General features: G+C 38.7%; 17 protein-coding genes. 10 read left to right on the forward strand and 7 right to left on the reverse strand.

Annotated elements, in window-relative coordinates:
- The 10 genes from DXA54_RS23890 to DXA54_RS23935 all read left to right on the forward strand — a co-directional run.
- Positions 1 to 153: MFS transporter (locus DXA54_RS23890; RefSeq protein WP_165863286.1), on the forward strand; the 153-nt coding region annotated here is incomplete at its 5' end.
- Between the two features lie 40 nt (positions 154 to 193).
- A complete protein-coding gene (locus DXA54_RS23895; protein ID WP_008651671.1) occupies positions 194 to 1,357 on the forward strand; it encodes an AGE family epimerase/isomerase in 1,164 nt (387 codons plus the stop codon).
- Positions 1,358 to 1,409: 52 nt separating this feature from the next.
- Positions 1,410 to 4,634, forward strand: a complete 3,225-nt coding sequence (locus tag DXA54_RS23900) for a SusC/RagA family TonB-linked outer membrane protein (protein WP_120080860.1) — start codon at positions 1,410 to 1,412, stop codon at positions 4,632 to 4,634.
- Positions 4,635 to 4,652: 18 nt separating this feature from the next.
- Complete coding sequence (locus tag DXA54_RS23905) at positions 4,653 to 6,314, forward strand: RagB/SusD family nutrient uptake outer membrane protein (RefSeq protein WP_120080862.1); 1,662 nt, start codon at positions 4,653 to 4,655, stop codon at positions 6,312 to 6,314.
- Positions 6,315 to 6,332: 18 nt separating this feature from the next.
- Entirely contained in the window at positions 6,333 to 8,030 is a 1,698-nt protein-coding gene (locus DXA54_RS23910; RefSeq protein WP_120080864.1) for a DUF5018 domain-containing protein, read from the forward strand.
- A 90-nt stretch (positions 8,031 to 8,120) separates the two neighbouring features.
- Positions 8,121 to 9,119, forward strand: a complete 999-nt coding sequence (locus tag DXA54_RS23915; protein WP_120080866.1) for a phosphodiester glycosidase family protein — start codon at positions 8,121 to 8,123, stop codon at positions 9,117 to 9,119.
- A 53-nt stretch (positions 9,120 to 9,172) separates the two neighbouring features.
- Positions 9,173 to 10,576 carry an alpha amylase family protein gene (locus tag DXA54_RS23920; protein WP_004297568.1) on the forward strand — a complete coding sequence of 468 codons (1,404 nt, stop codon included), beginning with the start codon at positions 9,173 to 9,175 and terminating at the stop codon, positions 10,574 to 10,576.
- A gap of 22 nt (positions 10,577 to 10,598) precedes the next feature.
- Entirely contained in the window at positions 10,599 to 12,032 is a 1,434-nt protein-coding gene (locus DXA54_RS23925; protein WP_120080868.1) for a calcineurin-like phosphoesterase C-terminal domain-containing protein, read from the forward strand.
- 7 nt (positions 12,033 to 12,039) lie between these two features.
- Positions 12,040 to 14,694, forward strand: a complete 2,655-nt coding sequence (locus DXA54_RS23930; protein WP_120080888.1) for an alpha amylase family protein — start codon at positions 12,040 to 12,042, stop codon at positions 14,692 to 14,694.
- Entirely contained in the window at positions 14,691 to 16,103 is a 1,413-nt protein-coding gene (locus DXA54_RS23935) for a DUF5009 domain-containing protein (RefSeq protein ID WP_004307221.1), read from the forward strand. The genes DXA54_RS23930 and DXA54_RS23935 overlap by 4 nt, the downstream gene beginning before the upstream one ends.
- Before the next feature lie 699 nt (positions 16,104 to 16,802).
- Here the strand turns inward: DXA54_RS23935 and DXA54_RS23940 are convergent.
- From DXA54_RS23940 to DXA54_RS23970, 7 genes are all read right to left on the reverse strand, one after another.
- The gene (locus DXA54_RS23940; protein ID WP_120080870.1) at positions 16,803 to 17,873 is read right to left on the reverse strand and encodes an SGNH/GDSL hydrolase family protein; all 1,071 of its coding nucleotides are present in this window, start codon (positions 17,871 to 17,873) and stop codon (positions 16,803 to 16,805) included.
- Positions 17,874 to 17,878: 5 nt separating this feature from the next.
- On the reverse strand, positions 17,879 to 19,066 hold the full coding sequence (locus tag DXA54_RS23945; protein WP_004297575.1) for a glycoside hydrolase family 10 protein: 1,188 nt from the start codon (positions 19,064 to 19,066) through the stop codon (positions 17,879 to 17,881).
- A gap of 44 nt (positions 19,067 to 19,110) precedes the next feature.
- Positions 19,111 to 20,259: a phosphodiester glycosidase family protein gene (locus DXA54_RS23950; protein ID WP_167560846.1), complete on the reverse strand. Its 1,149-nt coding sequence runs from the start codon at positions 20,257 to 20,259 to the stop codon at positions 19,111 to 19,113.
- 121 nt (positions 20,260 to 20,380) lie between these two features.
- Positions 20,381 to 22,711: a phosphodiester glycosidase family protein gene (locus DXA54_RS23955; protein ID WP_120080874.1), complete on the reverse strand. Its 2,331-nt coding sequence runs from the start codon at positions 22,709 to 22,711 to the stop codon at positions 20,381 to 20,383.
- Between the two features lie 7 nt (positions 22,712 to 22,718).
- Positions 22,719 to 24,122, reverse strand: a complete 1,404-nt coding sequence (locus tag DXA54_RS23960; protein ID WP_120080876.1) for a DUF5009 domain-containing protein — start codon at positions 24,120 to 24,122, stop codon at positions 22,719 to 22,721.
- A gap of 28 nt (positions 24,123 to 24,150) precedes the next feature.
- Positions 24,151 to 25,035 carry a hypothetical protein gene (locus DXA54_RS23965; RefSeq protein ID WP_120080878.1) on the reverse strand — a complete coding sequence of 295 codons (885 nt, stop codon included), beginning with the start codon at positions 25,033 to 25,035 and terminating at the stop codon, positions 24,151 to 24,153.
- Between the two features lie 41 nt (positions 25,036 to 25,076).
- Positions 25,077 to 25,952, reverse strand: a complete 876-nt coding sequence (locus DXA54_RS23970) for a hypothetical protein (RefSeq protein ID WP_120080880.1) — start codon at positions 25,950 to 25,952, stop codon at positions 25,077 to 25,079.
- Position 25,953 lies beyond the last annotated feature (1 nt).

Consider the following 25,953-nt stretch of genomic DNA (forward strand, 5'->3'; position numbering starts at 1 on the left):
CCCTGGATGCTCCAGAACCTTACCCCCGCCGGAACATTCTTCCTGTTCGCCCTCATGTGCGTGCCGTATATGCTGATTGTCTGGAAACTCGTGCCGGAGACTACTGGGAAGTCGCTGGAGGAGATTGAAAGATATTGGACCCGTTCGGAATAGTAAAACAAAAAGACCTTAATAACTTAATAATAAAAGATGTATGGATTTTAAGAAACTGGCAAATCAATACAAGGATGAACTCTTGGATAATGTTCTTCCTTTCTGGCTTGAAAACTCACAAGATCATGAATATGGAGGCTACTTCACCTGTTTGGATCGTGAAGGAAGAGTTTTCGATACAGATAAATTTATCTGGCTGCAAGGCCGCGAAGTGTGGATGTTCTCTATGCTTTACAATAAAGTGGAAAAACGTAAGGAATGGCTGGATTGTGCCGTTCAAGGTGGTGAGTTTTTAAAAAAATATGGACATGATGGAGACTATAACTGGTATTTTTCCCTTGACCGTTTGGGTAGACCATTGGTAGAACCATACAATATCTTTTCATATACATTCGCTGCCATGGCTTTCGGGCAATTAAGCCTTGCAACCGGTAATCAGGAATATGCTGACATTGCTAAGAAAACCTTCGACATTATCCTTTCCAAAGTAGATAATCCGAAAGGTAAATGGAATAAACTTCATCCGGGCACTCGTAATCTAAAAAATTTTGCCCTGCCGATGATACTATGCAATCTTGCTATGGAAATTGAGCATATTTTAGGCAAGGACTATTTGGAACAAGCGATGGATACTTGTATTCATGAAGTTATGTCTGTTTTCTATCGTCCCGAACTTGGTGGTATCATTGTTGAGAATGTAGATGTGAATGGTAATCTGATAGATTGCTTTGAAGGACGGCAGATTACCCCTGGCCATGCGATTGAAGCCATGTGGTTTATAATGGATTTAGGGAAACGCCTAAACCGTCCGGAATTAATCGAAAAGGCTAAGAACATCACTCTTACAATGCTTGAATATGGTTGGGATAAAGAATATGGAGGTATCTACTATTTTATGGACCGTAACGGTTGTCCTCCCCAACAACTGGAATGGGACCAGAAACTCTGGTGGGTGCATATTGAAACACTCATATCTCTTCTGAAGAGTTATCAATTGACCGGAGATAACCAATGTCTGGAATGGTTTGAAAAAGTACACGATTATACATGGACCCATTTTAAAGATAAAGAGCATCCCGAATGGTATGGATACCTAAACCGGAGAGGTGAAGTGCTACTACCATTGAAAGGAGGAAAATGGAAAGGATGTTTCCATGTACCAAGAGGGTTATATCAATGCTGGAAAGTATTGGAACAGCTATAAACAATAACGGATATGTTAACCAATCTATATTAATAATCTAAAAATTAATTCTATGACAGAGTTTAACTCAAAAATCAAGAAGAACTCTCGTATATTGAAAATATTTATGTTTTCAATCTGCGCGCTATTTGCATGTGCTATCAGTAGTCATGCACAGAGTTTAGTGAAAGGAACTGTTACTGATGGTATAGGAGAACCGCTACCAGGAGTAAGTGTTGTCGTAAAAGGAACTACTAATGGCACTATTACAGATGTAAATGGAAAATATAGCATTCAGGCCACCGCAAAAGACATTTTATCATTCTCATATGTTGGAATGTCAGATCAGGAAATAAAGGTAGCAGGTCAGACGACCATTAATGTGGTTATGAAAGATGATGTGGCAGCTTTGGATGAAGTGATTGTGGTAGGATATGGTACTGCCAAGAAGCAATCTTTAACCGGAGCCGTATCTGCGGTGAAAGGCGACGAACTGCTGAAAGCACCGGCAACCAATGTGTCGAGTCTTTTAGGTGGACGTTTGCCAGGTATTTCATCTGTTCAAGTATCTGGTGAACCCGGAGACGATCAGGCTACATTACGAGTTCGTGGCTCTATTTATAATGTTACTTATATAGTAGACGGAATGCCTCGTTCTATTAATGATATTGACCCTAATGATATCGAAAGTGTATCTGTTTTGAAAGATGGAGCTTCTGCAGCTGTTTATGGATTAAAAGGAGCCGGTGGTGTTATTATTATAACTACAAAAAAAGGTCAGGAAGGAAAATCCAAAATCACTTATAATGGTTCAATAGGAGCATCTATGAATGCAAACTTTCCGCAGTTTATGAATGGACCTCAATTTGCATATTATTATAATATGGCTGACATGATGGATAAAATAGCTAATGGAAGCATTTCAAACATTAGTCAATATAATCCCGTTTTTACAAAGGCGAATGTGGAAGCTATGTTGAATGGTGATCCTACTGACGGATGGGATAATGTTAACTATATTGATAAAGTATTCGGAACCGGTATTAATCAGAAACACAATGTAACAATACAGGGAGGTAGTGATAAGATGCGTTACTTTGCTTCTGTGGGTTATTTAGGTCAAAAAGGTAACATTGACAATTTCTCTTACAAGAGATACAATTTAAGAACTAATCTTGAGACTCAACTGGCTAAGAACTTCCAGTTAAGTTTAGGTATTGCAGGAAATGTCGGTAAACGTGAAACTCCGGGATATGCTTCAGGCGGTACGGATTCTAATTCCGAATTGGGTGAACAAGGTTGGTTGTCAGTAGCTCATCAGACTATAATGATGCATCCCTATTTGCCGGAAACATATGACGGACTTTATACTGCTACTACACAGAATAACACAAGTCTGCCCAACAGTCCGTTGGCTGCTATTTATGAATCCGGATACAAGCATACCAATAGCTTTGATTTGCAGACCAACATCTCATTGCAATACAATGTGCCTTGGGTTAAAGGTTTGAGTGTAAAAGTAACCGGAGCTTATGACTATACAACTTCTCATAATAAGAATTTGAATACGCCTTACTCCACATATATACATAAAATGCCGACTTCGACAGCAGATTGGACTTGGTCTAAAGCAGACGATCCTCGCGGCACAGCAAATGGAATAAATTTAGGTGAAGGACAGTATAGTTCTCATCAAATGGTAGGCCAAGGAAGTATAAACTATGCAAGCTCCTTCGGAAAACATAATGTAGAAGCAATGGTATTGGCAGAAATCCGGGATTATAAAGAAAACAGTTTCTCCGGCTATAATAAAAACATGAGTTTCTCTGAACTACCGGAATTGAGCTTTGGACAACCTGCAGACTCTCCAATCTCGGGATACAGTGATGCAAACCGTAGTATTGGTTATGTTTTTCGTTTGAAATATGACTATGACAATAAGTATTTGGCAGAGTTTACAGGTCGATATGATGGTTCTTACAAATTTGCCGGCAATGTTAGTGGGAAACGTTGGGCATTCTTCCCGTCAGCGTCAGTAGCGTGGAGAATATCTAAAGAAGATTTTATGTCTAGTCTGACATTTCTGGATGATATGAAGATACGTGCATCTGTCGGTTTATTAGGAAACGATGCAGTGAGTCCGTATGCTTTCCTTAGTACTTACAATTTGATGGATGGTAACAAAAATGCATACCAGACAATTCTGAATGGAAAAGTAATGCAAGCATTACGCGCCTCTGTAATTGCCAATCCTACTCTAACTTGGGAGAACACCTTAACCTACAATGCAGGATTTGACTTTACGATGTGGAATGGTCTGTTGGGAATGGAGTTTGACGCATTCTATAATTATACCTATGATATTTTGACAGCAATGGGAGGCGATTACCCGCCATCTATGGGAGGATATTATTATACTTATGCCAACTATAATAAGGTGGATAGCAAAGGCGTTGAAGTAACGGTGAGTCATCGTAATAAATTAAACTTGGCAGGTAAGCCATTCTCCTATGGCGCAAGCTTCAATCTGACATTTGCAAGAAACCGTTATCTCCGTTATCCGGATAGTCCGAACACAGTAGAGTGGAGAAAACGCACAGGACGTAGTGTTGATGCTTCTGTTGTGTGGGTTGCAGATGGCTTATTCCGTTCGGAAGAAGAAATAGACAATTCAGCCTGGTATGGCACTCGTCCTAATGTCGGTGATATCAAATACAGAGATTTAAATGGTGATGGTAAAATAGACGAAGATGACAGAACACGTGTTGGACGTGGCAATCGTCCCGAATTAACTTACGGTTTGAACCTGAATTGTGCTTGGAATGGATTCGATTTAAGTGCACAATTTACTGGAGGTGCACTGTTTGATGTATCGTTGACAGGAACTTATTACAATGGATATGACGATAATACAGTCTGGACACAGGCATTTAAAGAAGGAGCCAACTCACCACTATATCTGGTTCAGAATGCATATACAGTAGAAAATCCGAATGGAACATTCCCACGACTTACACTGGGTAATCAAGGACACGGAGGAGATAATGGATTAGCTTCCACTTTCTGGTTGCGTAACGGTAGATACCTTCGTCTCAAATCCGCACAATTGGGTTACACATTCCCCAAGAGATGGATGAGTCCTGTCGGTATTCAGAATCTTAGAATTTATGTAGAAGGTTCTAATTTATTCACGATTTCCGGTCTTCCTGATGGAATCGATCCTGAATCTCCGGGAGTAAATAACGGATACTATCCTCAACAACGCACCATTATGGGCGGTATAACTTTGACTTTCTAAACCTTTAAAAGTTCTATTATGAAAACAAAAGTATTAAGTATCATATTGTTGGGAGCCTCTTTAGGGCTTGGCTCATGTAGTGATTATCTGGACATGACTCCAACAGACAGAGCATCAGATAAACTTGTATGGAGTAAACTCGACTATGCAGAACAGGCAGTCAACGATTTCTATCGCTATATAGATTATTTAGGAGTCTACAGGGATGGACAATGTTTGGCAGGAATGATAGAAGCTCTGACAGATCAGCTTAAATATGGTTCCTACAATTATATGGCTAAATGTCAGATACCTAGTGAAATTGCTTATGGAGGTTCTGTTCTCACAGTGAATTATGTTAGTACTTACCTTGGCAACTGGGGGACGATGTACGAATATGTGCGCCGTGTCAATGAAGGTATCAACAAATTAAAGAAATATGCTTCATTTGGTCAGGCTGATGAAGAACGCTTGGAAGCTGAAATGCGTTTCTTCAGAGGGTATCTCTATACAGATTTATTAAAGCGTTATAAAGAAGTGATTATATACGATGAGAATCTGGATAATATAAAAAAGGATATGCCAGTTAGTTCGGAAGCCGACGGATGGAATTTTGTATATAATGATCTAAAATATGCCGGTGAACATTTGCCTGTTGATAAAACTCCTAACGGACGTTTAACTAGCGGAGCTGCTTATGCAATGTTATCGAGAGCTATGTTGTATGCGGAAAGATGGGATGACGCTCGTATTGCAGCTGAAAAGGTGATGGGAATGGGTTATGAATTAGAAGCAAAAGAAGACTATTCAAATGCCTTTAAAGCAGGAAGCAAAGAAGCCATTCTACAATATTGTTATGATAAGAGTTCCACTGTGACTCATGACTTTGATGGATATATGGTTCCTGGAGGTGATAAAGCGCTCGACGGCAATTCCATGACCGGAGGATTCGGTACCCCGACACAAGAAATGGTTGAATCGTATGAATATGCAGATGGTAGTGGCTTCCCCGATTGGAGTGCATGGCATACTGCTGAAGGTACTACAACGACTCCTCCTTATGCCAAATTGGAACCACGTTTTAAAGCTACCATTCTCTATAATGGAGCAACATGGAAAGGCAGACCGATAGAATCTTTCGTAAACGGTACTGATGGTTGGGCTGCATGGAAAACAGATGCCAAACCGGAAGGACGTTCTACTACCGGGTATTATTTACGTAAACTGGTAGATGAAGCTCATAATTTTACTTCCATACAAGCCAGTACACAGCCATGGACAGAAATTCGTTACGCAGAGGTATTACTGAATCATGCAGAAGCATGTTATCATCTGAATGGCTATACGGATAAGGCAAATAAAGACATAAAAGATATTCGTAACAGAGTGGGATTGTCTTACACAGACAAAAGTGGGGATGATTTAATGAAAGCCATCCGTCAGGAACGCAAAGTAGAACTTGCTTATGAAGGACATTATTATTGGGACATGCGTCGTTGGAAATTATCTGCGACAGCATTTACCGGTATTCGTCTTCATGGAATGAAAATAGAGAAAAATGCAAATGGGTCTTTCACTTACATTTATACAGAATGTGATGATAAAGATCGTAATTTCCCGACTAAGATGTATCGTTTCCCAATGCCACAGGCAGAGTTGGACAATAACGGTGCGGTAACTCAATATGCAGAATGGCAATAAATCTAAAATGAAAACATTATGAAAAAGAATATATTATATCTATTATTAGGGATTTTGGCTCTCACGAGTTCTTGCCAGGATCCGGAATATGTGCTTCCTACTGCGGACAGACAGGGAATCACGAGCTTGACTGCACTCTTTACTTCTGGGCCATACGTGGATAAAGAGGCTGTGGTATATACTATTGCAGATGCTTCTGTAGATAAGTATGTAATTCCTATGCCATGGTATTATCCGGAAAATAGTGATAATGAAACTTCAGAATATATGAAAGCGATGAGGATTCAGGCAAAGTTGGCACCAAACTGTACTATTGAACCGGTTCTTTCAATTCTCGATCTGACTAAAGAGAATTATTTCACTTATACAGACGCTCAAGGATATAAGAAACAAATCTGCATCACAGGTGAAAGAGTTAAGTCTACTAAGTGTCAGTTATTAAGTTTCTCAATACCGTCTGAAGACATTACAGGTATTATTGATGAAGACCACAAAACTGTATCTTTAATCTCTGCGGAAGATTTATCTTCTTGCTTGGCAGATTATTCACTGTCGGCTCATGCGACCATGTCACCGGATCCTAAAACAGAGCCTCTTAATTTTAATTCACCTGTTGAGCTTACAGTGATTGCTCACGATGGAGTGACAAAGCAAACTTATACTATTCAAAAAGCAGTACCGGATAAGATTCCTTACGGATATAGAAAAGGTAGTGAGACAGAATTATTTAAATTGGATATGGGAGTCATCGGCTTACCTTGGACTGGAGCAAATGCACCTTCTTTAGCTGTTTCCGGAAATAATTTGGTAGTTTGCTTGGGTGATGGTACCACAACTCCTGCATATTACAATGCATCTACGGGAAATAAGATTGGTAATGTAACTTTGGGTAGTGTGAGTGTTGCATCTTTAGGATGTATGACAAGTGATAGTAGGGGAAATATATTATTAGCAACGAAGGCTACTAATGGCAAGTCTTTCTCAATCTATAAGACTTCTTCTGTTACGACTGCTCCAACTTTATTGACTACTTATACTAATAATACAGGGTTAGATATGGGTACGAAAGTGTCTGTTCAAGGAGATATTAATACTAATGCCTCTATTATTGCCACTTGTGACGGAACAGCCAGTTCAGGTTCCAATAAGTTTGTTCGTTGGATTATAACAGACGGTGTATTGGGAAGTCCTCAAGTAGTAACAGTGAATGGTGTAGGTAATTGGGGAGCTCCCGCATCAAACACTAAAGTTGTGACTAAAGGAACTACTGCTCAAAGTGATTATTTCTTGTCATATTATGATCCTAACATACTTTATTGGGTGAATGGAGCAAATAATAATGCAAGTAAATCTTTGGAAGACTCCGATAATGGCAATTCTTGGGCTATGAATAACAACTGTCTAGATACAAGGAGCTTCAATAATGCACAATATCTTGTATTGGTATGTACAGCTCACTTCCCGCAATGGGGTGGAACTCCATGCTTATATATGTATGACGTAACATCAGACGGTTCATTCACTGGTACAGTGTCTAGTTCAGATGCTTTGTCATTCAATCCTTCACTTTCCTCATACAATTCAGCTGATGGTGTAGCTGCAACAGGCGATGTATTGCTTGCACCGACAACCGATGGATATAAACTCCGTGTTTACTATGTGGATAATAACTGTAAGGTTATCGGAGGATATGAATTTGATTGTATCGACAAATAATTAATCTCTTTATCTCATATATGATGAGAAAGTATCTACTCGTCATATATGGGATAAAGAAATCCGTAAATCATTTAAAGGAGTAGCTATATGTCAACAAAGAAAAAAATGTCATGGTTGTTATTATTACTACCTTTTTTTATAGCATGTGGTGATGATAACACTGATATTCCGGATTGGCCATGGGCAGAGCCGGAGACTCCAACTGAACCTGTTGAAGCCAATCCTGATATTGTAAATTTAGGCTGGACCAATGTGAAAAGCACTTATGGAACCTTGCCTGAACATATCAACGTATATAAATCACCAGAAACACTGGAAGGCAAAAAAGCGATAGCTTATATTGCGGTAGGTGATATGAGTAAGGCAGCATTTGGTGTATTAGGAGAAAAGACTGGATTGAAAAAGCCAAAAGAATTTTATGAAGAGAACAACTCCACAATTGTAATCAATGGAGGTTTCTTCTATGAGGGGTCATTAAGCCTAATATGGCGTAACGGTGAAATGGTGTGTAAGAACAATGATGTAACAGCAGAAGATTGGACTAACGGTCCATTCTGGTATCCTGTATTAGCTGCATTCTGTGAAATGAATGATGGCTCATTCAAATCAATGTGGACTTACACAACACTATCCAATGTTACTTATTGGTATTCGGAGCCCTCACCGGTAAAATCAGAAACAACTCCTAATGAAAATTTTCCGTCTACAGGAACTGTCTTAAATGCTAAAACAGGAATAGGCGGTGGCCCCGTACTTCTGTTGGATGGAAACATAAAGAATACATACGAAGAAGAAATTTTATCAGATATTGGCGCCACGGTGAACAGACCTCGTTCGGCTATTGGTATCACCAATGATAAGAAAATGATTCTTTTTGTGTGTGAAGGAGATGGAATGACAACGGGAGTTGCCGGTATGACCACCGAAAATGTAGCTAATATCATGAAAACACTGGGATGTACGGATGCTATCAATTTGGATGGCGGTGGTTCCAGTTGCATGTTAGTCAATGGGCAAGAGACTATCAAGACAAGTGACTCCAGCGGAGACGAAAGATCCGTAGCATCAGTAGTCACTCTTAAATAAAAAATGTACTGCGGATATATCAGGCAGTATATACCTAATAAAACAAGTATGATATGAGAAAATTTCTAAAAATACTAATACTGACTTTCTTGGGAGCAGTTACAATAACCTCCTGTAGTGATGATTCTGATGGAATTCCCGGATGGCCGTGGAACGATAATTCGACAGAAAAGCCGGACGAGCCGGATGTTGCAGAAGCTAAGCCACGATATATTTGGATTGATGCGGCTGCTAATTTTCCTGACTATGCCAATAGTAAGGAAAACATAGCCAAAGATATGGAAAAGATAAAAGCGGCAGGATTCACTGATATTATTGTCGATGTACGTCCCACTACAGGAGATGTATTATTCAATACTAATGTTGTAGATCAGGTGAAACGTATGGATGTATGGGGTAATTCCGGATATAGTTATTATGAAAGGACGGAAACTTGGGATTATTTACAGGCATTTATTGAGGAGGCTCGTATACAAGGATTAAAAGTGAATGCTTCTATCAATACATTTGTAGGAGGCTATTTATGTCCGTATAATTTAGGACATGATGGAGTCTTGTTCCGTGATGAATCAAAAAAAGGATGGGCTAGTGTAGCTAATCTAGCTGACGGGCTAACCAATACGATGGATTTGTTGGACGATGAAACCGATTATGGAGCGAAATTTTTCAATCCCGCTAATGATGATGTACAAAACTTTGTTTTACAGTTGTTGGCCGACTTGGCTAAATATGATTTGGATGGCATCATATTGGATCGTTGTCGTTATGATGACTATGGCTTAGAAAGCGATTTTTCAGATATTTCCAAACAGAAGTTCGAAGAATACATCGGTGAAACTGTAGCAAACTTCCCGGCAGATATTATGGCACCCGGTACGGATGAAATACCTTCTGACCAGCCTGTTTATTTTAAGAAGTGGTTGGAATTCAGAGCGAAAGTTATTCATGATTTCATAGTAAAGGCACGCGAGAAAGTTAAATCTGTCAATAACAATATCAAGTTTGGAGTTTATGTTGGTGCCTGGTATTCAACATACTATACATCAGGCGTGAACTGGGCCAGCCCTAAATACAACACCTCCGCTTATTATCCGAAATGGGCTACTTCCGATTATAAGAATTATGGATATGCGGACCATTTGGACTATATCTTTTTGGGTGCTTATGCTTCCGTGAACAATATATATGGAAGTGGCGAATGGACCATGGAAGGTTTTTGTAAGAATGGACGTGAACTGTTACAAGGAGATGTACCTTTTGCAGGCGGACCAGATATCGGTAACAGTACCGGATGGACTGACGGAGGACAATCTGCAAAAATTCCGGATGCTATTGATGCTTGTATCAGTAATAGTGACGGCTTCTTTGCCTTCGACCTTTGCCACGTTAAGAAATACGACTATTGGAACGCTTTTAAAACAGGCTTTGATAAATATCTGGAATCTATCGAAGAATGAGGTTTGAACTAACCAACTAATTATGAAAATATATTTATTACAATTCTTTTTATTAATAGGTCTGGGCTTGAATTTACAAGCCCAGATTCCTTCTAACCCTATTCGCGGGAAAGTAACCTGTAATGGGACAGGAGTCCCGGGGGTAGTAGTGACCGACGGAATAGACTGTGTTTTGACTGACCAGCAAGGCCAATATACTCTCCCCCCTAATAGGGATGTTCGTTTCATTTATTTATCCACTCCTTCCGGATATTTACCGAAAACAGAACAAACAATACCTTTATTCTATCAGAAGCTGAATCCGGCCAAGCAAGATATTTACGACTTCGAATTGGTAAGAAATCCGCAAAATGAGATCAATCATTTGTTTTTGGTGCAGGCAGATGCGCAGGTTACTTCCGAAGATGACGTAAAGGCTTATGCTAAATATCTGCAAGATATGAAAGAATATATTCGTCCGTATATGGGCAAAAAAGAAGTATTCGGCATAGATTGTGGGGATATCGTAGGAGATACTCCTTCTTTATATCCTTCCTATATAGATACGGTATCATCATTAGAGATTCCCATCTATCGGGCAATTGGTAATCACGACATGACGTATGGAGGGCGTACTTTTGAATATTCTTATCGCACTTTCGAAAGTTATTTCGGTCCTATCTACTATTCATTAAATAAAGGTAATGCTCATTATATCGTGCTTGACAATTGCTTTTATGTTAACCGTGATTATCAATATATAGGTTACATTGATGAACGTACTTTCCAATGGCTGGAGAAAGACCTCTCTTATGTGCCCAAAGACAAACTTGTCTTTGTAGTGATACACATTCCTTCCAGTCTTCAGAAGAAGCTAAGATATAACACGCTAGATCAAGATGAAACGGTCAATACAGCTGCACTATATAAATTATTGGAAGGTTATAATGCCCACATCATTTCCGGACATACACATTTTAATGTAAACGTATGTTTTAATGACTCATTAATGGAACATAACACAGCTGCCGTATGCGGTACTTGGTGGCGTGCAGATATTAATGTGGATGGTACTCCGAGGGGATATGGGGTATATGAAGTAGACGGGAACCAAGTGAAATGGCTATATAAAAGTGCAGGCTACCCGAAAGAGCATCAATTACATGTATATCAGGCCGGATCATCTGACGAGTACCCTTCCGATATTATTGCTAACGTATGGAACTGGGATGAACAGTGGAAAGTGGAATGGTATGAAAACGGAAAGCGAATGGGAGAAATGCAACGCTACAAAGGATATGATCCTGCAGCCAAAGCAATCTGTTCTGACAAAGAAAAGGTGAAATATGAATGGATTTCCCCAGTTCTTACCGAACATCTATTTCATGCTACTCCCCGTAATAAAAATGCTAAAATAGAAGTGAAAGTAACAGATCGCTTCGGCAATGTGTATACTGAAGCTGTCGAAAACAAATAAGAATCATATGTTGAAAGCCAAATATTTTATATTATTGATATGCTTCTCGTTTCTCCTGAAAACAGAAGCGAAAGTAACCCTTACTTCCATTTTGGGGGATAATATGGTGTTACAGCAACAATCGGAAGTTACTTTTTCCGGAACAGCGACTTCGGGAAAACGTGTGCAGGCTACCGCTTCATGGAATAATAAAAAAATCCAAACGAATGTTGATGCAAAAGGTGAATGGAAACTTTCTCTCCAAACACCGGTAGCTGGAGGTCCGTATAGTATTACGTTCTCGGATGGAGAGGACCTCACATTGCAGAATATTTTAATAGGAGAAGTCTGGTTCTGTTCCGGACAGTCGAATATGGAAATGCCAGTGAAAGGATTCCGTGGACAGCCTGTGTTTGGTTCCCAGCCATACATTGTATCTGCTAATCCCAAACGTCCACTGCGTCTCTATACTGTAAAAAATGCCTGGAGTACCATTCCACAGGAAGCTGGGGTGGACGGAGAATGGAAAGAAGCCTCTCCGGAAGATGTTGCTGATTTCAGTGCAACTGCCTATTTCTTTGGCAATCAGTTACAGCAATCTTTGGATGTTCCTGTCGGTCTGATACATTGTTCCTGGAGCATGTCAAAAATAGAGGCTTGGATGAATAAAGAGACTTTATCGGGCTTTCCGGAAATAGCATTGCCTGATGTAATACAGAGAGAGTTCGGGTGGACGGCAGGGACTCCTACATTATTGTGGAATGCAATGGTGAATCCATGGAAAGGATTTCCTGTTAAAGGAGTGATTTGGTATCAAGGTGAAGCAAACACACCCGATCCCGGATTATATAAGAGATTATTTCCTGCAATGGTTTCTCAATGGAGAACATTCTTCAACAATCCCCAAATGCCATTTTATTACGTACAGATTGCACCATGGAAATCGGAAGGCAATGATAAACTGGATTGGGCTTGGTTCCGTCAATGCCAGCTGGAGCTGATGTCAGCTGTTCCAAATGTTGGAATGGTAACCACAGGTGATGCCGGGAGTGAAAACTTTATTCATTCGCCCTATAAGATAAAGGTCGGTGAACGACTGGCTTATTGGGCATTGGCAAAAACGTATCATCGTAAAGGTATTCAATATTCCGGTCCTATATACAAATCCCACCGGGTAAAAGGGAATGTAGTAGAAATAGACTTTGAACATGGTGAAGAAGGATTGACTCCGGAAAATCAAAACGTGAAAGGATTTGAAATAGTGGGGACGGATGGTATATTCCGACCGGCCAAAGCGGAAATTATCAATGGTTCTTCTACTGTAAAGGTCTGGAATGATTCGATCAATGACCCCATAGAGGTACGTTATTGTTTCCGGAATTATATGTTGGGAGAATTATGCAATAATGCGGCTATTCCTGCTTCTCCTTTCCGGATTGTAATCAAAAAGAAACCTGCGTTAATGTGGTTCGATGCCGAAGCTAACTTCGAACGTTTCAGCCATAAAGACTCGATTGACTATTATTTGGAGAAAATCAAATCAGTAGGTTTCACTCATGCAATAGTGGATATACGGCCCATTACGGGAGAAGTACTTTATCAAAGTCAGTTTGCTCCACAAATGAAAGAGTGGAAAGGCGCAAAGGCCGGGAATTTTGATTATTTGCAATACTTCATTAAAAAAGGGCACGAATTGGGTCTTGAGATTCATGCTTCATTAAATGTATTCTGTGCCGGACACAATTATTTCGATCGTGGAATGGTATATAGTGGACATCCGGACTGGGCATCCATGGTATATACTCCCGATAAAGGCATTATTCCGATTACGGAAGAAAAACAAAAATATGGTGCTATGATTAATCCTCTGAATGAGGAGTATCGTGCGCATATTCTAAATGTACTGAAAGAAGTAGTGACCAAATACCCTGATTTGGATGGCTTGATGCTCGACCGCGTACGCTATGATGGTATAACAGCCGACTTCTCACCGCTTTCACGCGAAAAGTTTGAAGCGTATATAGGTAAGAAAGTGGCGAAGTTCCCCGAAGATATTTTTGTGTGGAAGAAGAATACGGATGGGAAGTTTATCACACAACCGGGAAAGTATTTCCAGAAATGGATGGAATGGAGAACGAAAAACATTACTGATTTTATGGCATTGGCACGTAAGGAAGTGAAAGCTGCCAATCCAAAAGTTTCTTTCGGCACATATACCGGAGCTTGGTATCCGTCTTACTATGAAGTGGGAGTTAATTTCGCCAGCAAAAAGTATGATCCGGCTAAAGACTTCAGTTGGGCCACTCCCGAATATAAAAATTACGGATACGCGGAACTGATCGATTTGTATGCAACCGGAAATTACTATACAGACATAACGATAGAGGAATACAAGAAAACGAACCGCAACATCTGGAACGAGACTGATTCGCAGGCTCAAGCCGGTACATGGTACTGTGTAGAAGGTTCCTGTCAGCACTTGCGTCAGATTCTTAAAGACAACAAGTTTATGGGCGGCATCTTGGTGGATCAGTTCTATGATAATCCGGGGAAATTATCCGAAACAATAGAGATGAACCTTCGTCGATCGGATGGACTAATGGTATTCGATATAGTACACATCATCCAAAAGAATCTTTGGAAAGAAGTAGAAAAAGGAATGCGCGAGGGGGGAGCTTTATGAACAACAGAGCTTTAGCTTTAGATGCCTTACGGGGATATGCAATTATTACGATGGTGCTTTCGGCTACCATCGTAACGCATGTTCTTCCCGGTTGGATGAGTCATGCTCAAACGCCTCCGCCAGATCATGTGTTTAATCCTCTGTTGCCCGGTATTACTTGGGTAGATCTTGTGTTTCCTTTTTTCCTGTTCGCTATGGGAGCCGCGTTTCCTTTTTCCATAAGGAAGCGTGCTGAAAAAGGTGATTCAAAATTAAAACTTGTTTATGAAGCTGTCAAACGGGGGATTCAGTTGACTTTCTTTGCTATTTTCATCCAGCATTTTTATCCGTATATGTTAAGTTCTCCGCAGGATATCAGAGCATGGCTGCTGGCTATACTCTGTTTTGCTGTTCTATTTCCCATGTTCATGCGCATTCCTTTGAAAATGCCGGATTGGGTACATATTTCAATAAAAGTGGGAGCTTACATTGTCGCTGCCATTATGTTGGCTACCACTTCTTATGCGGATGGGAAAACATTCAGTTTATTCTCCAGTAACATTATCATTTTGCTGTTGGCTAATATGGCTATTTTCGGTTCTATCCTTTACATTTTCACAATGCATAATCGTTGGATGCGTTTAGGAATTCTGATATTGCTGATGGCTATGATAGTAGGGAGTACGGTTGACGGTTCGTGGACACAGAGTGTATTTAATTATACTCCTCTGCCGTGGATGTATCGGTTTGATTATTTGAAATACTTATTTATCGTTATTCCCGGCAGTATAGCCGGGGAGTATTTAGCGGAGTGGATGAAAGCATATCAAAAAGAGACGGATGATTATGCTACATCTCCTTATCGTAAAATGAGTATTATGTTGATGATATTATCCGTTGTTATCATCATTAGCAATCTTTACGGTCTATACACTCGTAATTTGGTTGTCAACCTTGTGTTTACTGTTTTATTGTTATTAGCTGGTAAGTGTATATTTCCACGTAAAGTGGATGGAATAGCTTTATTATGGAGAAAGTTGTTTAACGCAGGGGCATATTTACTTCTTCTGGGTTTGTGCTTTGAGCCTTTCCAGGATGGTATTAAAAAAGATCCAACTACTTTTAGTTATTTCTTTGTCACTTCCGGACTGGCTTTTCTAGCTCTTTTATTTCTAAGTATCGTTTGTGATTATTTCCGGTGTGTGAAAAGTACTCGTTTTTTGGTGATGTCCGGTCAGAATCCGATGATAGCTTATGTGGTCGGCGATTTGTTGATTATGCCATTGGCTAATATACTTGGAATTGCTTCATTATTATCTTATTTTCAACAAAATGCCTGGTTGGGATTTCTTCAGGGAGCAATCCTTACTTCTTTAGCTGTTTTAGTAACTATGTTCTTCACAAAAATCAAGTGGTTTTGGAGAACATAAATATCAATATGATTAGTTTATATCAAATTGATCGACATATTGTCGTTCTTTCTTTGATTTTATTATTTCTCACTTTTTGTAAATGAGAGAAAGTAGAAAGAGAAAACAATAAAATACGGTATTTATATGCATAATTACGAATAAAAGAACGGTCATTTGCATATAAATTACCGTATTATTATAGAAAAACACACGCTTGATTGTAATGAAACGTACGGTTAGTTTTAAAGAAACACACGGTTGGTTTTAAAGAAACGTCACGTACATTTAAAAGGAAGCATATTCTGCTCGTAAAAACATGATTTATTGATTTATTAGAAGTGCTTTGATGAATTTGTTTTATTAAACAAAAAGCACGAAAAGATTGATAAATATATTCACTATGTAATGCATGATATTAAATAGAAATGATTGTGCTCTATAAAGGAAGGATTTCTTTAATTTCTGAATAATACTAATGCTTAATCTACGCGATTCTTTTCTATGTCCAGTTAACAAGCTGAATAAATTCAATTATAGCATCATTCAAATACCAAAATGATATTTTACCATTTTGATATTTGGAGATTTGTTTTTACCGATATAACATATAAAAAGCCATCTATTAGGAGTATTAAAAATAGTGACGCTATGTCAATAGGATAGCGTTGCTATAAGCTTCATATAGTGACGCTATACCGAGCCGATAGCGTCACTATTTTATTTGATTGCTTTCTTAATGATTGGACAAACTAAATCTGCATATCTCATCATGCCTAAATCTGTGAAATGAATACCATCAATTGTGGCTTCTCCATCTTCTCCCAGCATATTCTTTGAAGAGATTAAAATGATATTTTTCTCATTTTCCTTTTTTAGCCGATTGAATATCTCCTTTAATGTGTCATTCTTTCTTTGCACTTCTTTAGCTATTCTCTCATCATAAAGTGTATGAGTGAAAATAGGATCTTCTATAAAAATAACTGGCGTATCCGGATGTTTACTACGAATGATACAATAGAATGTCTCCATACGTTCTTTCATCTGTTCTACAGAAGCATTAGGCACAAAGTCCAAAACAAAAACACTGGCATCTACCTCGGCTATCACTTTGGCAACTTCTAAATCTAAAAGTGCATTTCCACTGAATCCCAGATTGATACATTCACGATTTAATCTTCTTGATATAATGTTTGTATGTGCCATTCCGGGACGTGAAGCACAACCTCCTTGAAGAATACTGGTTCCATAAAATACAACCGGCTTCTGGCGAATTGGATAATCAATTAAAGGCTGATCGATAGTAGCTAACGAATCAATCCCTATAGATAGGGAAGCCAAACCGTCGTAGAGAGGAAGATAAAGCATATATTCTCTCTCTTCCGGTTGCATGTTAGCAATGATTGTTGCTTGATTTGTTTTTCCATTTGGACGGGCACTATTTATGAATCTCCATTTTCCATTACCTTCCCAACAGTATAAATCAAGTCCTTTCACTCCCGTATCAGTCATGTGATTCATATGATTATTGAAGAGATTCTTCCATTTCACAGCTATATGAGTGGAATTACTACGAAATCGTATTGCCATTCCTGCCGAATTACGACTCAAGTACCAGAGAGGAGGACGTGATATGTTTTTTAATGAGTCTGGAAACCTTTCATATCGTGCTCCATTGTTTTCTGTTACTTTTCCTAATAGAGGGAAGTTTGATGCATCATAGTATATTATCTGGGCAAAGCTTATGGCTTGTCCACAAAGTAAAAGTCCAATTAAAATATATCTTATCATAGCATTTAATTTTCTGGAAATTTAATCTTCTGATAATATGTCTGTTTTAAGACTTTCCTAACAGAAGGATTATCAATCCCCTTATTATAAAAATAAATTTCACTATTAATCCCCAACTCCCGGTTTATACGAAGTTGCTTTTGTAATAGTTCCGGCGACATTTTAGAATTACTTCCCTCCATCAAAATCATGCCAGGTGCAAACAATTGGTTTGGATTATTCTGATGTATATACTTCAAAACTTCTGAAACCGTAGCACGATAAGCGTCAACACTATAGCGATAACACTGAACAGCTAACAGGTCACAAACTTTCTCTTTACACCAACGAGGCCATTCCTGCATCAGATTCTCTTCACACCAAGGATAGGGGTTCGGGGCGAAACTAATCATTACATTTGGGCTCTTTGCTTTGATTCTTTTATATAATCGTTTTGCAAAGGTATTTAAAATATCCAAACGCCAATGTACCCATTCCGAATTATTATAATCTACAGGAGGATTATTCCCTTGATGTTGTGACTGATAAAGAGAAACTGTATAGGTATCATATCCGGAATTCCGAGGCATAGCGGGAAAGCGATCATCCCCTTGAATACCATCTAAATCAGGATAAAGCATCAATGCTTCTTCTATAAGTTCTATTAAGAAATTCTGCACGGCAGGATTATAGGCATTGAAATAGTAATCATGTTGATTATAATTAGCAGGGTGTTGTTGATTGTCTATTCCTAGCCAGTGGGGGTTCTTTGCTAACAAAGGATTATTAGGTGATATCGGACGTCCTTCTCCCATAAAGCCATACTCAAACCAGAAAAACACTTTTATATCGTGTTTATGAGCTTCATCAATCAAATCACGTACCGGATCATTAGTTGGACTTTGATATTGCTTTGAATATCCACTTAGTAAATAGCTTTCTTCTTGTGTTTTATAAGTAGAATAATGCATCAACACGTCACTTCTATATATCGTTTTAGTTTCCGCATAAGATACAAGAAATATGGAATTCATATTCAACTCATCCAATGTCTTTACAAAATCTTTCACTCCCTGATAGGAATGTAATACAGGGGTGAAACGGGGAGCAGGGACCCAGACTCCCCGAATCCCTTGCTCTGTTGTTTTTGCTATACTTTGTAGACTAATAAATAAAATCGAAAGACATAAACAAAACCTTAACTTTTTACTCATAAATAATAATTGGCTGGTTAATTACTAGTATTCTATAATTACCTCTATTTTATTGCTACTGCTGTTGTTACAGAACGTTGTGCACCATCACTTGGCTTGATAGTCTCCTGTCCATTAACCAACATACAGCTCGAACCACCGCCATCCAGATTCATAGCATCCAGGCAACCAAGATCTCTTAAAATATAAGCGACCTCCTCTAATGTGAATCCCGGAACATTAGGTGTCTTATTTCTTCCTTCACAAACAAAAAATATCAATCGGTTATCTCCAGTAATACCAATAGCAGAACGTGGGTTGTTACTGGTTGGTCCGATACCACTGGCAGTATCGAATAATTCTGCTTCCCATGTGTTTTTATACAATCCGTTTTTTAATAGTACAGGACCTCCTCCTATTGCATTTTTAGCTTTCCATATAGAAGCTCCCTCCGGATAATTTACTGACGGAATCTGCATAGGGGAAACTCCTGACTTATTAGGTGAAGGAGCGGGATAAGCATAGGTTTGACCGGAAGATACAGTATATACCCAATTTACCTCAAATTTGCCATTCTCTATTTCTCCAAAAGCTGAACGAGTGGGATAAAATGCCACATTTGAGGTTCCATCCGAACGCGACATTGATTGCAAATTAGGAGCCAACATTACATTGTTTCTATAGAGTAAACTCACAGTGGCGCCATTGGAAGCAAAATACCCTCCATTCATCACAATTGCAGGTTTTACAGATTCTGCATTATAAAATTGTGTGAGTGTTTTTACTCCTGTGGCATTTCCAAGTACACTAAAACTTGCATTTTTATCCATATCAGCTACGGCAATGTAAGCTACTGCATTTTTACCTTTTAAAGTAGAAGGTGATTTGTATATAGCCAGATAATCGGGAAGAGTTCCCCATTCGGTCGATTTTACCCACCCTAAAGTTGCCGGATCTACAATATTATATTCAGTGTCTATTATAAAATGATATGTTATTATCTCTTCTTTGTATTTAAGAGTAACAGAAGCTGGCTTGGTGAAATCATATACGGACTCTGTATTTGCTGGTTCTACCATTTCTACCCCTTTAGCCAAAGTTAAATTTACGTGTACATTGGATAAATCTCCTCCTGTTATCAATTTAATGAAAATAGTCCTGGAGGGAGTATCAATTTTAATTTCGTCAGTTTGCATATTGGTTACTCTAGCCATAAGTATATAATTTATGGAAATAGACTCTTTTTTATCTCCACAGGCTAATAGTATAAAGACATAGTAGAATAACAATAATATTCTAATAAAGATTTTCATCATATCATAGTTTTGGATCATACTATCTTGCAAATAACACAGTAGCAACCGGTCGTTGATGATGATATTTATTACATGGTTTTATAGTCTCTTTACCATTAATCAACATACAGCTCGAACCTCCTCCGTCTAAATTAAGTGCATCTACACACCCGAATGATCTCATTAACCGGGCAAGTTGGGCTAGAGTCATACCTGGAATATCCGGTGTTTGTTCGCGTCCTTCACAAACAAATAAAATCAATTTCCCGTCTTGCGTAACTCCTACCGCAGAACGAGGCTGACAAGTCTGTGGATTTATACCACTTGCAACGTCTAATAGTTCTTCTACCCAACTATTACGAATCGTTCCATCCTTGATTAATATAGGACCTGCACCAATTCCCATTTCGGCAGTCCAGACTTTTGCCCCTTTTGGAAAGCCTTTTGATGGCACAGATAACGGAGGACGTGTGGAGCTGTTTAAGGCCGGCATATCATACGCATAGGTTTGTTGAGCCGATTTATATATCCAGTCAACATGATATGTCCCATCTGTATAAAGACTGAAAACTGAACGGGTAGGGTAATATGCAGTCTTTTTACCTTCCAATAAGCGATTCACTACAGATATGTTGTCAGATAAGATTTTTCCATTTTTGCATATAAGACTAACAGTCCTTCCATTAGCAAAATATCCTCCATTTAATACAATAGATGGTTTTCTTTTTTCAGACTGGTAAAATTCTATCGGAGTTTTTACCCCACTATCTGCACCTCCGACATCCAAACTCCCTCCTTTCTTGGTATCTACAACTGCTATATAAGCATTTGTTCGTGTACTTTCAATCCATTCCGGAGAATGATAAACACTAATGTATTCGGGTAACTTCCCAAAAGTAGTGACACGGGTCCATCCTAGCTTTTCAGGGTTCTGAAAATCCATTTTTCGCAAGTCCATCCGAAAAGGAGCTGCTGGTAATCCGGCATTGTTTACCAGATTTCCACGCAGAAAATTACGGAAAGCATAACGTACATAAACCGGTTGAGCCACTTTGTCACTCCATACTTTTACACGAGAGGTTCCATTTATGATTTCGGCATTGGCTGGATAAAATATACTATCTTCACTTGCAATCTCAAAACCTACTAAAGGCTCATTCTCCGGGTTTAGTCCATCATCTGCATGATCAAAGAGAATTTCAATTATCTTTCCGTTCTTCATATATGAACGATGGATAGGACCACTATATTCAAATCCCTCTAACTGATATGTTTTAGCTAATGCCCAATACGCTAAACGCTGGCCGATCTCTCGTTTTTTGGGGGCATGAATGAATTTCTCCGAACCAAGATCGTTTGTGAATGCCATACCTGTATTAGAAACTTCATGCATACTTTCCAATTGCGCTTCTCGAAAGATGGCCCTCTGAAACGGTCGGTCTACAGGTGACGCAACAGGTGCTATTTCTGTATAATAAATAGGCAAGTCTTTCGAACGGAACAATGCTCTGTTTTGCTTGGCCCACACAGCAAACAAACGCTGATATTGTTCCGGCCGTGCAGAATTAGACTCTCCTTGATACCATATCATTCCTTTAATATTATAATTCTCCAGCGGTTTAATCATGGCATTGTATAATACGGTAGGAGTACCATTAGCATATTTCAATTGTGGATTCTCTGCCGGAGTCAGATCGACTTCGGGAAATTGCAGGAGATTTTCTTTACTAATCCATGGCTCAATTGAAGACCCGCTCCAGGAGGCATGAATCAACCCTACCGGTATTCCTAAAACTTTCTGTAATTGATCGCCATAATAATAAGCTACGGCACTAAAAGTAGAAACAGACTTTGGAGTGTTTTTTTCCCATTGCCCTGTTACATCCTCTTCTGGAATACTACTGTATGCACGTTGCACTGTAAACAATCGTAATGAACGATTAGGATTTGCATTTACTATCGTATTCTGTGATTCTGCGGCAGGTTGGCCCCGAAAGCCTTTCACGGGCATTTCCATATTCGATTGACCGGAGCACAGCCAGACTTCTCCAATCAAAACATCATCTAATAGCAGTTCTTCACCATCTGAAATACGAATAGTGTACGGACCTCCAGCTTCCGGAGTTGTGACGGTTACTATCCAATCTCCCTTTTTATTACTATTCACTTCCTGCTGTTGTGCGTTCCATGAGGTATATATGGTAACTTTCTTATTAGGTGTAGCTTTCCCCCACAGCCTTACTTCTGACTTTTGTTGGAGCACCATCCCGTTACCTAAAATAGAGGGGAGCTGAATTTTAGCTTCACCATAAGAGCAATAGAAACACAGGATGAAGATGATATACGTTATTTTCTTTATTAGTAGTTTCATATCTCGATTATGTTCTCCAGAACCATTTAAGTTTTGTGAAAATTATAGCTATTAATGTCGCCAATGCAGTGATAATAACTCCTCGTAAGAAACCGAGCCAGGCATTTTGCTGAAGATAGGTTAAATATGATGCTACTCCTATCAGATTCAACATAGGCATTACTACCAAATTAGTAGCTACATAGGCAATCATAGGGTTTTGTCCTGCCATTTCCAATGGGCGTGTCAATCGCCGATATTTATAGATATCACATAGAATTGAAAAAACAATCATCGCCATAAAGGCAAGACCAGCAGTAACAAAATAGTAACTGTAGGTTGAATCATCCTTACGGATTCCGCCTTCATAAGCTTCAAAGAATAAACCTAGCATAAGTAAATAAGCTCCCGCAACAAATAGTTTTCTCCAATAATCCATGTTGTTACTTCTTGTTTTCAGAAGCCAATAAATACAAGCTAAAATAACAACTGTACCACCTAAGTTTAATAATAACTGACGCGTATACAGACCATACAGATTAAAGATAATAACCCCAGTAGTTAATAATAGAATTAGGGGGATTTTCCTTTTCTCTTCTAAAGACGAAGCGGCCTCTGTTCTGTTTTGTAGCCATTCTTTTAAGTATTCGCCGGCAATACTTCCGGGAATGATAATAAATAAGTATTTCAAATAATAAAAACTATACATCCAGGGAATCGGAGAATAGTTCATCAGGACCTTCACCCAAGAGCCGTCAGTTTTACTTCCTAGAAAAACAGCCATAATAAATGGGAGAATAGCTATTCTGGCCCATTTATTATTTGCCGTAAACAAGTATGCCAAAGAACCGAAAATAGACATATTTGCCAGAACTAGAATAATAATATTACTATATGACAGGCTAAATTCTCTTCCATTAGCATAACTTACAGTAAGTAACATGAAAACGCCTAACATATAAGCAGATAGTTGTATCCCTCCACGCAACCATTTAGACATTTTAACCGGAATTCTCATAAACATGGGAAACATAAGAACAAATGCCGATAGAGCCAACAACCACGACCGCACATCTTGAGGAGAAGATGTTACCCAAGGATACATATGCTGGATAAAAATAGCAAAGAAAGTTAACCGGAATCCACGTAATATACAATCCCACGCTATTTTTAATTTAGATACTCCTTTTTCCAGCTTATTACCAATAGAAAAAGGGAAAGCTGCTCCCATTGCAAATAAAAAGAATGGGAAAACTAAATCAACCCATGTTATTCCATAAAATGATGGGTCAAATGCAAAATTAGAGCGGGGACCCACTTGTGCATGGTACATCCATCCTGGTAATACTCCTGAAGCAATGGTACCCGATAAAACCATAGTAATAATGGCATATCCTCTTAATGCATCAAGAGAGAAGGCTCTTTTATTCATGACTTATTATTTGAAATATATCTATTTGTTAATATCCTGCACCATTAATCTCTACAGATTCAGCACCAATCTTCTGTTCTGCTTCTGTTGAATTAATATCGAAATACATAGCATCCGGACAACGCATATCAGTATATCTTCCTGTATGAAGTGGAGCTTTTACTATTTTACCGTCATACATCCTGAATAAAAAACTTTCCTTCCATTGAGCACCTTCAACTTTTGTTTTCGTGGCTTGTGTCGGTTTTCCTTCATTAGATACCTGGTCTATAGCATTTACACGTTTGAATTCTCCACGGGTTCCTTGTTTGTATCCGGCACATTCATATTCTGATTCATAATGCTTACCATTACCGTCCACAATAAATTTGAGAACCCCACTTCTTATGATCTGAATAGAAATTGTGACTTCCTCACCCGGATACCAATAATATTCTTTCTGCGCAGGAGCATTTGAATAGTTAGATGCCTGTCCACTTGAATGACTTGTGCGTCTCATGAACGGGCGGAATGCTTTTCTTTCAGCGCTGATATTACCTTGTTCATCTTTTATAACTTCCCAAGTCAAACCTATATCAGTTTCCTGTCCACCCATATTTCCGCCTAAATATATAGAAGGATTATCAAGGTATTGTCCCGGTTTAGCAGGATTCTTACGATCTTCGTCAAAAGTAGCTGTAGGCAACTTTATAGTTCCTCCGATACCTAACCATAAATCTTTACTTGTGACAGCTTTATGATAATAGGCACCTGCAAAACAAGCAACATTCGTTTGCGGCTTTATTTCATCTTTAAAATAAGTATTAATAGGATCCGTTGGTTCTGGTTCCGGTTCTCCGTCGTCGCTACTGGAACAGTTGTAAAAGCCCATAGCTAAAATCACGAATAATGAATAGAATAAATATTTTTTCATTTTACATCGTTTTTTGTTAATCAATAATATTTTTTTGAGGATTAGTATCCATTTCCATTAATACTAATAGTTTCTGCTCCTTTTTTTCGATCTTCGTCAGTTGATATTATTTCAAAGAAATGAGTGTCCGGGCAACGCATATCTGTGAAACGTCCCTCATGAATCGGAACTTTCACAATTTCATCTTTATTTTTTCTAAAATAATAACTCTCATCCCATCGACTATTCAAAACCTTTGTTTTTGTAACTTGTGCCGGTTTACCTTCATTCGCAACCTGGTCAATGGCATTCACCCGTTTAAAGGTGCCTAATTCGCCTGGAATATAACCTTCACAATCATAGTCACATTCAAAACGTTTCCCAGCTCCTTCTATCACAAAATGTACTTTACGAGGTTCTAATACTTGAAAATACATTGTTACTTTTTCTCCTGGATACCAATAATATTGATCTTCCGGTGGGGCTTGTGCATAATTCGGCTCTTGTCCGTTAATATGTTCACTGCGTCTCATAAACGGACGAAAAGCTTTTCTTTCTTTGGATAGCTTACCATCTTTCTCTCGAATAACCTCCCAGGCTAATCCAAAATCCGTTTCCTGATCTCCCATATTACCTCCCAAATATACAGATGGATTATCTAAAAATTGCCCCGGTTTCTTTGCGTTTTTTCTTGTTTGATCGAATGATAATTGAGGTAAAGTAACAGTTCCTCCAACTCCCAACCAAACATCCTTACTGGAATTCACTTTGCGATAATAGGCTCCGGGAAAACATTCGATGAACTTTTCAGGTTTCACTTCATTCTTAAAGAACGTTTCTATTGGCTTGGAAGAAGATATTCTGTATTTATGAGAACATGCTGTGCCTCCTATAATGAGACAAGCAAGAAAAAATATATGATTATAATTCTGTTTCATA

The sequence above is a fragment of the Bacteroides sp. OF03-11BH genome, from assembly GCF_003604005.1.
In the GTDB taxonomy this organism is placed as follows: Bacteria; Bacteroidota; Bacteroidia; order Bacteroidales; family Bacteroidaceae; genus Bacteroides; species Bacteroides ovatus.